The sequence below is a fragment of the Neorhizobium sp. DAR64872/K0K18 genome, assembly GCF_050500175.1.
Classification (GTDB): Bacteria; Pseudomonadota; Alphaproteobacteria; order Rhizobiales; family Rhizobiaceae; genus Neorhizobium; species Neorhizobium soli.
Window position 1 is genome coordinate 248646 of the sequence record NZ_CP191445.1, and the last position, 10686, is coordinate 259331.

Below are 10686 nucleotides of genomic sequence, written 5' to 3' on the forward strand. Positions count from 1 at the left end.
GTGACTGCAAGCATATTTTCGGGCGTCGTTCCCGCGCTGATGACACCGTGCACCGCAGACCGCATGCCGGATTTTGACGCGATGGTCCGTAAGGCACAGCAGTTGATCGAAACGGGCATGTCGGCAGTGGTCTATTGCGGATCCATGGGTGACTGGCCCCTGCTCACCGATGCGCAGCGCATGGAAGGCGTCTCGCGTCTGGTTGAGGCTGGCATCCCCGTGATTGTCGGCACTGGCGCGATCAACTCCGCATCTGCCGTCGCGCTTGCCGCACACGCCCAGAAGGTCGGCGCAAATGGTCTCATGGTCATCCCGCGTGTTCTGTCGCGCGGCTCCGTGATCGCCGCCCAGAAGGCGCATTTCAAGGCAATCCTGTCCGCGGCACCGAACCTGCCAGCGGTCATCTACAACAGCCCCTATTACGGCTTTGCCACGCGCGCCGATCTGTTTTTCGCGCTTCGCGCCGAGCACCCGAACCTCGTTGGTTTCAAGGAATTCGGCGGTCCGGCCGACATGCGCTATGCGGCCGAAACCATTACCAGCCGCGATGACGGCGTGTCTTTGATGATCGGCGTCGATACGGCCGTCTACCACGGCTACGTCAATTGCGGCGCAACCGGCGCCATTACGGGCATCGGCAACGTTCTTCCCAGGGAAGTGCTGCATCTGTGCAACCTCGCGAAAGCCGCGGCCACGGGTAACGCCGATGCACGCTTGCGCGCCAAGGAACTGGAAGAAGCGCTCGGCGTGCTTTCCTCCTTCGATGAAGGCCCGGATCTGGTTCTCTATTTCAAGCACATGATGGTCCTGAAGGGCGATGCAGAATATGCACTGAACTTCATCGAGACGGACGTGCTCAGCGACAGCCAGCGCGGCTATGTGGAAGCCCAGCTGACGCTGTTCGACACCTGGTATGCCGACTGGTGCAAGCTCCCCGGCGCTGTACAGACCTGCAAGCCCTGATCTTTGCGCTCGCGGGTAAAACGGTTCCTGTTTCCGCGACGATAAAACCCGTGGCCGTGTTGAACTCAACGCGGCCACGGCACTGCGGTGATCAAAGTCATTGTCGTCCCGCCGATTTCCGGCCGCCAGTGAAGCTGCAGAATTTCAAATCAACGCGCCCTGGAGCGTAAGCGCTGCCCGCACGTCGTCGGCCGAAACTGTTGCGCTCGAGGCGCGCAACGCCGCGGCAATGCCGGCTGCATGCCCTGTTGCGAAAGCGGTTCCCATCACCCGCAGCGAACCATAGGCTGCCTGATCGGCCCCGGCGACGCGGCCCGCGAGGTAAAGATTGGATGCTCCGGCAGCCTCGATCGATCCCATCGGGATGTCTGCAAATCCTTCTCCCCCAAGATCGACGAAACGAACTTTTCCAGGCGCCTCGTGAACTTCCATCGGCCAGGCTGCGCGGCCGATACCGTCTTCGCGCCGCTCGCCTTTTGCCAGGGCTGCACCGGTCAGATCGTTGCGCGGCCGTGGCCGGCGCGTTTCGCGGATGCCGATCTGCGGTCCGGTCGCTGCGATGAAGGCTGTTTCAAAGCCCGGTAGCTGCCGCAGCAACTGAAGGTTTCGCCACGCTTCTCGTCGTGCCTGGCGTTCCGCTGATCCAAGACTTGCGCCGCTCAAACCGTCCGTGTCGAGGTCGATCGTCATCCACCAGTAGTCGTTCGATGTCGGAAGCCGCAGCATAACGCCCCCGTCTGCACGGTGGATTTGCGTATCGCCGCTCTCGTTGTGCCTTGCAACCAGATCTGCCATCCGCGCCCGGTCGAATGAAACCCCTGGCGCTACTCCGCCGATGCGAACCGGCATGGAGGCCGGCTGAACCTTGTCGCCTGCCATGCTGTTGACTGTCATTTCGAACCCGGCGAGCGATGCGAGCGCTGCCTCGCCACTGGCATCGACGAATGCGGCGGCAGTGATCTCGTAGCAACCGGCGTGGTCAGTCACGGTGATTGCGGTCAGGCCGTCCGAGCCGGTTGCGACGGCTGTCACGCGAGAGTGCAGCAACACGTCGATACCGGCAGCGTCGGTCATCTGGTCGAAGCCGAACTTGATTGCCTCCGGATCCAGCATGACGATCCAGTTGCCGCTGCTCGACCTGATCGGCGCGACCTCCTGGCCGAGCGCGCCGAGGGTGTGCAAGAGATCCGCACCTACGCCCCGCACGGCAAAGACCGGGGCGGGGCCTTTCTGGTAGAAGCCGCAATAGGCGAGAACCAGAGAATTTGCGGCTGCGCCGCCGAGAAAGCCGTACCGCTCTACGAGCAGAACTCGTGCGCCAAACCGGGATGCGGCCACCGCCGCGCTCATGCCGGCTGCACCGCCTCCGGCCACCACGACATCATATCGACCACCACGCATAATGCTCATCCTATGGTTCTCAATCGATGATGCTCACTGCGGTTGCGAGCATAAAGGCGACGATAGGCGGCCGCGGGTATTGACGCCAATACAGTTTCCGAACGAGGGTATAACCCGGATTTATAGGATGGAGACCCGTGGCGGATGCCGAACCCCAAGCTCAAGGAACGGCAGATTGAGATTTTCCGGACGATCATGGCGATGGGATCGCTGACGGTTGCCGCAAGACATCTCGGCGTTTCGCAGCCCAGCCTGTCGACTGCGATCAAGCGTCTGGAGGACCAGCTCGGCATCGCGCTGTTTGCCCGCATCTCTGGCCGGCTGGTCCCGACACAGGAGGCCGAACTCATTCTTGCCGAGGTCGAGCATGTTCATCAGCAGTCGGAAATACTGTCCGATGTCATCTACTCGATTGCCCGGGGCGACGCGTCCACCTTCCGCTTCGGCTCCACGCCAAGCCTTGGCGCCCGGCTGATCCCGAAGGCACTGAAGCGCTTGCAGCAGCAAGGCACCGCCGGCACTTTCTACAGCGATTCCTTGTCGCAGCGCGATGTGCGTGACTACCTCCTCTTTGGCCAAGGGGCCTGCGTCGCGACGATCGCGGAGGTTAACGATCCGGTTATCCAGACTGTCCCGATCGCCACCGCTGGCCTGGTCTGCGTGGTGCCTGCTGGCCATCCGCTGGCAGGTAGACGGTCCGTCAGGCCAGCGGATCTTGCGGACGAACAACTAATTTCGTTTGGCGCGACCACGACGCACGGTCTTCTGATCGATCAGACCTATCAGCGCTGGGGCGAGACGCGCAAAACGGCGGTCTACGTCCATTTTGTCGACGCCGCTCTCGCCTTCGTCGCCGAACGTATCGGCATCAGCGTTCTCGATGCCTTTTCGGCAATCGACTGCGATGTCCATGGGTTGGTGGCAATACCGATCGAAAACAGCGCCAGCGTTTCCGCCTATGTTCACGTCTGCGACCGTCGTCCAAGACAGAAAGGCGTCGACAGCCTGATCACCGCGCTCCGAGAAATCGCGGCAGCTGTGACACACACGCAAGCAGGAGCAAAAACCGATGAGTAGACCGGCAAACGACCTGTTCCCGGGGTTCAAGGACCGTCGCGTCCACACGGCTGATGTCGATTTCGCCGTCCTCACCTCAGGCTCCGGCCCTGCCATCCTGCTGCTGCACGGCTATCCGGAAACCCGTTCGGCCTGGCACCGGATCGCGCCCGTGCTCGCTGCGTCCTATTCCGTGGTCGTGCCCGACCTGCCGGGTTACGGTAATAGCCGGGTCACCGGGACGCTCAAAGATATGGGGTCCAAGCGTCGGATGGCGAAGAGCCTGCACGAGATGATGGGAGCCCTCGGGCACGACGGCTTCGTCGTCGTCGGCCACGATCGCGGCGGAAGGGTTGCCTATCGGCTCGCGCTCGATTTCGAGGAGGCGGTTCGCGCACTGGTTTCCGTCACCGTCGTGCCGACGCCGGAAATGTGGGAAGGGGCAGGCAAGGCTTTCGGGCTTGGCGCCTGGCACTGGTTCATGCTGGCGCAACCCGCACCGCTGCCTGAAACGCTGATGGCGGCCGATCCGCGTTTTCTTATCGACTTGACGCTCGGCAAGATGGCCGGCGACATCCGCCTGATCGATCCTGTGGCACTGGAAGACTACCGGATGGCCTTCGGCAGCGCCGAGGTCCGTCATGCGATGTGCGAAGACTACAGGGCTGGCGCGTCGGTGGACGAGGCAGACGACCTTGCCGATCGCAACTCCGGTCGAAAGATACAGGCGCCGGTGCTGGTGCTCTCCGAACAAGGCCGGCTCTACGGTGGCGGACGCACGCCGCTCGACATCTGGGCTGACTGGGCGGTCTCGGTAGAATGCGAGGGTCTTCCAGGCGGACATCTGCTGCCCGAAACGGCGGCTGACCAGATGATCGAGAGGTTGCTGGCCTTCCTTAGGAAAATCACCGATGCCCGCTGAGAACGACGACCACCAGCACAGGGTGCCGGCCACCACCGACGGATTGCTGAGCCTGCGCCAGATGGAGGTTTTCCATGCGGTAATGCAGGCGCGTTCGATCACCGGCGCCTCCAAGGTTCTCACCATATCGCAACCGGCGCTCAGCCGCACGATCCGCCGGATTGAGGACCTGCTTGGAATCGCGCTTTTCGCCCGTGATCGTAACGGGCTGGTGCCGACGTCCGAGGCGCTGGAAATATACGCGGAAATCGATCCGTTGATCCGCCAGCTGACCGGTGTTGGAACGCAGATCGGCCGTATCGCGCGCGGCGAAACCGCCGTGTTTCGGGTCGGCTCGACGGCCAGCGTGGCGCGGGCGCTGGTTCCGCAGGCGCTGCGGACGCTCTCCGTCGAAGTGCCGGGTATCGAGTTGTTCTTCGACGTGCTGCCGGTCGACCAGATCGAGGAATATCTGATTACCGGCCGCGGTGAAGCGGTGGTGACGATTGCATCGCTGGACCATCCGCTGATCGAAAGGGAACATGTCGGGCGCGTCGATCTGGTCGCCGTCATTCCCAAAAGCCATAGCCTTGCGGCCCGTTCCGTCATCCATGCAGCGGATCTTGCCGACGTGGACTTCATCAGCTTTGCCGCCGGGGGTGCCCATCAGACAATCGTTGATCGTTTCCTCAGCCGCGAGAAACTGAAGGTCAACACCCGTGCCGTTGCGCGCTTTTCCGACACTGCCTTGGCGCTGGCGAACGAAGCCATGGGTATCGTCCTTGTCGACTACGTCACGACTCTCGGTCCGGTTGGCAGCAATCTTGTCATCCGACCGATCTACAACGCACCCCAGTTCTCGATATCCGTCCTGTGGAACCGTCGTCGCTCGCACTCTGCCAACCTGCGCAAACTGATCGAGATCATCGCCGCACGACTGTCAGCCCTGCCGCCGCTGCCCTGAGAGGCCGGATAACATGCTCTGAAGGCATCGGAGGCATAATCATTGTTTGTTGTCTTCTGGTGCGGTGAGTGGCAATGAGGGGCACTGGCGTAACGCAACGCCGTCCTTGGAGGAGGATAATCATGAAGTTTCAAATGAATCGCCGTCAGGCACTCATCGGCATGGGTGCACTCGGCAGCGCTGCGGCTTTTGGTCTGCCTGCGCGGGCTGCAACCCGTAACCTCGCCGTGCTTCACCTTGCCAGCCACGCACCGAGCTTCATTGCCTTCGAACGCGGTTACTACAAGGACGCAGGGCTGGACATCGAACTGAAGTTCTTCGAAGCAGCGCAGCCGATGGCCGTGTCAATCGCTTCGGGTGATGCCGACTTCGGCGTTACCGCGATGAGCGGTGGCTTGATCAGCCTCGCGCAAAAGGACGCCATCAAGGTTATCGGCGGCGCGCTGACCGAACAGAAGGGCGTTACCGGCGCGATCATCCTGGCGTCGAACAAGGCTTATGAGGCCGGTCTCACCGACCCTTCGAAACTGTCCGGCAAGAGTTTCGGCATCACAACGGCCGGATCCTCCTTCCATTTCATGGCGCACAAGATTGCCACAGCCAACAACATCAAGCTGTCCGACATCCAGCTGCGTCCGCTGCAGAAGCTTGGCGCAATCGTCGGCGCCCTGACCACGGGCCAGATCGATGCCTGGGCCATTCAGCCGAATGTCGCCAAGAAGATGATCCGCGAAGGCGCTGCCAAGCAAATCGGCCTCGTGTCGGACTACGCACCGGATTACCAGGTGACGACCGCCTTTACCTCGACCAAAAACGCCGCCAACGAGCGCGACATGACAGCGTCTTTCGTCAAGGCCTATTCGCGGGCGATCGCCGACTACAACGCGGCCTTCGTCGACAACAAGGCAGATGACGCCGAGCGCGACGCCCTGGCCAAGATCGTCCACAAATATGTGGAAAGCGACAGCCCATTCGAAACGGCCAAGCAGAACCTGATCGAAGGCGCCATGCGCGTCAACGAGGGCCTCGCATTGTCGCTTGGAAGCTGTGTCGAACAGCTCGAATGGTTCAAGTCCGAAGGCATGGTCAAGGACGCGATCACCAACGAACAGCTGTTCGATACGTCCTACGTCAAGACCATCTGACCGGTCGAACCCGCGGCAGCACTGCGGCCTGCCTGGAGTACCCATGGATCTGAAGCTCAACAACATCAGCCACTCCTATGGAGCCGTCGAGGTTCTGAAGGATATTTCGCTCGACATTCCGCAAGGGCAGATCATCTGCCTGGTCGGACCGTCAGGCTGCGGCAAGTCGACCCTGCTTCGGTTCCTGGGTGGCCTAGAGCGGCCGACCTTTGGCAACGTGCTGCAGGTCGGCAATCCGCCGGCAGACTCGCTCAACCCGCTGACATACGTCTTCCAGCATTTCGCTCTGCTACCCTGGCGCACGGTCGAGGGCAATATCCGGTTGGTCCTCGAGGACCATGGCCTGAGCGGGCGTCAGATGGACGAAATCGTGACGGATGTTCTCGATCGCACCCGCCTTTCCGAATTCCGCAAAGCCCTTCCCAAGCAACTGTCGGGCGGCATGCGGCAGCGCGTGGCAATCAGCCGGGCGCTGGCGGTCCGTCCCGCAGTCATGCTGATGGACGAACCGCTGTCGGCCCTCGACAGCCAGACCCGCGAACTGCTGATGGATGACCTGATCTCGCTCTGGACGCGCCAGCCGTTCACCTCGGTTTATGTAACCCACAATCTCAACGAGGCGGTCCGGCTCGGGCACCGCGTCGTCGTCCTGTCTCGCCGACCAGGCCGGATCCGCGAGATCGTCGATATCGACATTCCACTGTCAGATCGGCATCTCGGCGATCCCGTATTGGAAGAAAAACAGAAGCAGCTCTGGGACCTGATGCGCGAAGAGGCCATGGCGGCCGACAAGGAGTTGGTCAATGTCTGACGTCACAACGTTTTCCAGCCCTGTAGAGACATCAAGCAGGGGTGAAACAGGAAAGATATCGACCGTATCGTTCCGCGGTGGCGGCTTTGCACCGATCCCGGTGCAGGGCGTCGGCATTGCAGTCTTTGTCGTTCTGATCGCGCTCGCCGAAATCGGCACCCGTAGCGGGTTCATCTCGAACCTGACGCTGCCACGGCCCTCGGCGGTCCTCGATACCTTTGTTCAGCTTTGGCAGACGGGTCTGCTGTGGAAGCATCTTCTGCCTTCACTGCAGCGGCTTTTCGTCGGTGCGTTCATGGGCATCAGCGTCGGCATAGCGGTCGGCGTGCTGATCGGTCTTTTCAGTTATGTCCGCTCCGGACTGGTCCCGCTTGTCGCCGCGCTGTTTCCGATCCCCAAGATCGCGCTCCTGCCTCTGTTCGTCATCTGGTTCGGCATCGACGAAATGTCGAAATACGCACTGATCGCTTTTGGCACGTTTACGCCAACCGTGGTTGCCACCTATGGCGCCGTCGACAACGTCGATCGCACGCTGATCCGCATGGGCCAGAGCTTCGGACTGAACTGGTGGTCGATCGTCCGCAAGATCGTCCTGCCCGGGGCATTCCCGGCCATCCTTTCGGGTCTGCGCGTCTCGATTTCGATCGCGATCATTCTTCTCGTCGCCGCAGAGATGCTCGGTGCGCAATACGGCGTCGGCTCTTACATCCTTGAGGCCGGCTCGCTCTACGACCTGGAAAAGCTCTTTGCCGGCGTCACCATCCTGTCGGTCATGGGACTGCTCGTGAATTTTGTAATCGGGCAGGTCGAAAAGCGCTTTCTGAGCTGGCGCGGCTGAACACCTAAATATTATCGAAGGGAACGACACCATGCTGGCATTGCAAAAGGTCCGGCCCGCCAAAGGCGTGGAGTTTCGCGAGATCGGCGTGCCGGAGGCTCTTGCTCCGCGCGACGTTCTGGTCCGTGTCCATTCGGCCGGCATCTGCGGAACAGACCTGCACATCGCGGAGTGGACCCCGGGTTACGAGTCGATGGAGCGCGCCATGCCCGTCACCCTTGGCCACGAGTTTGCGGGCACGATCGAACGGGTAGGGGAGGCTTTGTCGGAAACGATTATCGGCACCCGCGTTACCGCAAGACCCTCAACCACCTGCGGCCGTTGCGACGCCTGCCTTCGCGGCGACGAAGACAATTGCACGGCGCGCAAAGGGATCGGCATCGGCCGCAACGGCGCATTTGCAGGGTTCGTGTGTGTGCCCTACGATAACTGCCACACCCTTCCCGACAATCTCGACATGGATGTCGCGGCTTTGACAGAGCCGATGACCGTCTGCGCCGAGGCGGTCGCGACTGCGGAGGTCCTGCCGGGTCAAACCATTCTGGTGATCGGTCCGGGTTTCATCGGACAGGGCATCGCCATCATGGCACGGGCGATAGGTGCCAAGGTCGTAGTGATCGGCCGCGATGACGGGCCGCGGCTGGATGCACTCCGCACGGCCGGTTTCGAGCAACTGATCGATACGGCGAAGACAGACATGGCGAGCGCCCTGGCGGACCTTGCGCCGTTCGACGCGATCATCGAGGCGGCCGGCGTACCCGCGCTCGTCAGCGCCACGCTCCCGTATCTCAAGAAGCGCGGGATCTTCACCGTTGTTGGCATCCACCCTCGGCCAGCCGAAATCGACCTCACATCCGTCGTGCGCATGCATCAGCAGATCCGCGGCTCCTACCGGGCACCTGCTGCCGACTGGGACGGCGTCATTGCCTTTCTTGACGCCAATCAGCCGCTAATGCGACAGCTGATTTCGCACACGCTCCTACTGTCGGACGCGCTAACGGGGTTCCAGGCCGCGCAGGATCGGGTCGCATCCAAGGTCGTCCTTCGCATGGGGGAGCCCTGATGATCCCCGCCATTCTCGCGCTCTGGAACGATTATCCCGCCACCATGGCGGAAGAATACGAAGCCTGGCACACATTCGAGCACGTCCCGGAGCGATTGACGGTCGCCGGCATGCGTGCCGCCAGTCGATACGTTTCGGCAGCCAGAAAAGAGAGCTATTTCACCCTCTACGAGCTTGAAAGTCTCGCGGTGATCGAGCAGCCGTCCTATCTCGATCTTGTGCGAAATCCGACGCCCTGGTCTCAGAAAATGCGGCAGCATTTTTCGAGCGTGCTGCGGATCCCGGGCGAGATCGCTGTGAAAGCTGGAAGCGGTATCGGAGGCGCAACACTCGTGCAGGCCTATTCTGTCGAAAGCGGAAAGGCCCATGCATCGATACCGACGATGGAAGAAATTCTGCGCCAGCTGATGACCCAGACCCGCATAACGGGCTTCCAGGTCGTACTCGCCGAGCCCAACCAGGTGTATGAGGTTTTCGAGCAGGATGAAGCGACCGACCCTGATACGGTCAATGTTGTCATCATCGCCGAAGGAACCTCCGTCGAAGCTTTATCGGTCATGCAGGCCGCATTGACGCGGCAGATCGAGCACCGTCTCGAACCCCGCAAAAGGCTGCGCAGCGACCTGTTCAAGCTGCTGATCAGCTACCGCGGCGAAGACTTTCCCTCGCATCGGTCCGAGATCGACACCAACACGATGTGGCATAGCGGCGATCACACCTGATCCAAATCGACGTCAGAAACGGAATGGATCGACCTCTTTCGAAAGACCGATTCCGCGGTCGCTTGGTGGGTGCCGCAGCCGTGCCGATGTGACGATGAACAGGACCGGGGTTGAGTACTGCTCATCGCCTCAAGATGGCGTGATTAGCGGATGTTCTGCGTCGCTAGCAGGAGAATGACATACGCGAGGACCGTCAGGACCAGTCCGCGGAAGGCGAACGACACGCACTTGTACTTACGGCGCGAGATCAGCGACAGGATGTCGGCGTTATCGAGATATTCGTTGAACAGGTAAGAGACATCGCGGTTCGCCGCAGCGAGCTCGAACAGCGGGCGATGATGCGGCCAGGTGCCCCAGAAGAGAGACGTCGAGCGGGGGATGTTGCGGGGGAGGACAACCAGGATTGCGCAAATGATTGAAAAGACTGACGCGCAGGCCAGTATCGCGCGAAGCAATGCCTCCGGAATGTCTGCCTTTGCATAGAGCGCCCAATCGAACACACTTCGCCCTTCCGCAGAAGAGATCAAGAAAGCCAGCATGAACGTGAAGATATAGGCGGCCTTTTGGTCGGCTATCTTGATCTGGTCATAGAAGACGTCGTTGATTTTTCGGATGTGGTTTATGTACTCCTCCGTCACCTCACCGCTCGCCATGGTCAGGTCAAGCATCTCCGTAGGTGCGCTATCAAAGTCACTCACGTGAAAATTCTCCGCTTACAAAGTATCCTCTCTAATAAGACTCTGGCGGCTATTCAATAGTCTTGCTAGGGCGACTACGACACTTGGTTGCTTAAGGGTGGAGCGGCGGGGGATGCCGGATTGT

General features: G+C 60.9%; 11 protein-coding genes. 9 read left to right on the forward strand and 2 right to left on the reverse strand.

The features are described from left to right. Positions 1–963, forward strand: coding sequence for a dihydrodipicolinate synthase family protein (locus ACQY1P_RS01145; RefSeq protein WP_430253539.1), 963 nt, complete (start codon positions 1–3; stop codon positions 961–963). Positions 964–1107: 144 nt separating this feature from the next. Here the strand turns inward: ACQY1P_RS01145 and ACQY1P_RS01150 are convergent, their stop codons facing one another. Continuing rightward, a complete protein-coding gene (locus tag ACQY1P_RS01150) occupies positions 1108–2364 on the reverse strand; it encodes an FAD-dependent oxidoreductase (RefSeq protein ID WP_430253541.1) in 1257 nt (418 codons plus the stop codon). A gap of 144 nt (positions 2365–2508) precedes the next feature. Here ACQY1P_RS01150 and ACQY1P_RS01155 point away from each other — a divergent pair, with 144 nt between their 5' ends. The 8 genes from ACQY1P_RS01155 to ACQY1P_RS01190 all read left to right on the forward strand — a co-directional run bounded on the left by ACQY1P_RS01155 (position 2509) and on the right by ACQY1P_RS01190 (position 9864). Beyond that, positions 2509–3441, forward strand: coding sequence for a LysR substrate-binding domain-containing protein (locus tag ACQY1P_RS01155; protein ID WP_430253543.1), 933 nt, complete (start codon positions 2509–2511; stop codon positions 3439–3441). Next, positions 3434–4342 carry an alpha/beta fold hydrolase gene (locus tag ACQY1P_RS01160; RefSeq protein ID WP_430253545.1) on the forward strand — a complete coding sequence of 303 codons (909 nt, stop codon included), beginning with the start codon at positions 3434–3436 and terminating at the stop codon, positions 4340–4342. The genes ACQY1P_RS01155 and ACQY1P_RS01160 overlap by 8 nt, the downstream gene beginning before the upstream one ends. Then, positions 4332–5285: a LysR family transcriptional regulator gene (locus ACQY1P_RS01165; RefSeq protein WP_430253547.1), complete on the forward strand. Its 954-nt coding sequence runs from the start codon at positions 4332–4334 to the stop codon at positions 5283–5285. Before ACQY1P_RS01160 ends, ACQY1P_RS01165 begins: the two co-directional genes overlap by 11 nt. 122 nt (positions 5286–5407) lie before the next feature. Next, entirely contained in the window at positions 5408–6430 is a 1023-nt protein-coding gene (locus ACQY1P_RS01170) for an ABC transporter substrate-binding protein (RefSeq protein ID WP_062459915.1), read from the forward strand. Between the two features lie 43 nt (positions 6431–6473). After that, positions 6474–7241, forward strand: a complete 768-nt coding sequence (locus ACQY1P_RS01175) for an ABC transporter ATP-binding protein (protein WP_430253549.1) — start codon at positions 6474–6476, stop codon at positions 7239–7241. Further along, positions 7234–8079 (forward strand): ABC transporter permease, encoded by an 846-nt coding sequence (locus ACQY1P_RS01180; protein WP_430253551.1) that lies wholly within the window; start codon positions 7234–7236, stop codon positions 8077–8079. Before ACQY1P_RS01175 ends, ACQY1P_RS01180 begins: the two co-directional genes overlap by 8 nt. Positions 8080–8110: 31 nt before the next feature. Then, positions 8111–9142, forward strand: coding sequence for a zinc-dependent alcohol dehydrogenase (locus tag ACQY1P_RS01185; RefSeq protein WP_430253553.1), 1032 nt, complete (start codon positions 8111–8113; stop codon positions 9140–9142). Next, a complete protein-coding gene (locus ACQY1P_RS01190; protein ID WP_430253555.1) occupies positions 9142–9864 on the forward strand; it encodes a hypothetical protein in 723 nt (240 codons plus the stop codon). The genes ACQY1P_RS01185 and ACQY1P_RS01190 overlap by 1 nt, the downstream gene beginning before the upstream one ends. Before the next feature lie 143 nt (positions 9865–10007). Here the strand turns inward: ACQY1P_RS01190 and ACQY1P_RS01195 are convergent, their stop codons facing one another. Further along, on the reverse strand, positions 10008–10562 hold the full coding sequence (locus tag ACQY1P_RS01195) for a Pycsar system effector family protein (RefSeq protein ID WP_062459905.1): 555 nt from the start codon (positions 10560–10562) through the stop codon (positions 10008–10010). Between the last annotated feature and the right edge of the window lie 124 nt (positions 10563–10686).

Excerpts from the sequence above, each read along its gene's own strand:
- ACQY1P_RS01150 (WP_430253541.1), bottom strand. The coding sequence starts at position 2,364 with ATGCGTGGTGGTCGATATGATGTCGTGGTGGCCGGAGGCGGTGCAGCC.
- ACQY1P_RS01155 (WP_430253543.1), top strand. The coding sequence starts at position 2,509 with ATGCCGAACCCCAAGCTCAAGGAACGGCAGATTGAGATTTTCCGGACG.
- ACQY1P_RS01160 (WP_430253545.1), top strand. The coding sequence starts at position 3,434 with ATGAGTAGACCGGCAAACGACCTGTTCCCGGGGTTCAAGGACCGTCGC.
- ACQY1P_RS01165 (WP_430253547.1), top strand. The coding sequence starts at position 4,332 with ATGCCCGCTGAGAACGACGACCACCAGCACAGGGTGCCGGCCACCACC.
- ACQY1P_RS01170 (WP_062459915.1), top strand. The coding sequence starts at position 5,408 with ATGAAGTTTCAAATGAATCGCCGTCAGGCACTCATCGGCATGGGTGCA.
- ACQY1P_RS01175 (WP_430253549.1), top strand. The coding sequence starts at position 6,474 with ATGGATCTGAAGCTCAACAACATCAGCCACTCCTATGGAGCCGTCGAG.
- ACQY1P_RS01180 (WP_430253551.1), top strand. The coding sequence starts at position 7,234 with ATGTCTGACGTCACAACGTTTTCCAGCCCTGTAGAGACATCAAGCAGG.
- ACQY1P_RS01185 (WP_430253553.1), top strand. The coding sequence starts at position 8,111 with ATGCTGGCATTGCAAAAGGTCCGGCCCGCCAAAGGCGTGGAGTTTCGC.
- ACQY1P_RS01190 (WP_430253555.1), top strand. The coding sequence starts at position 9,142 with ATGATCCCCGCCATTCTCGCGCTCTGGAACGATTATCCCGCCACCATG.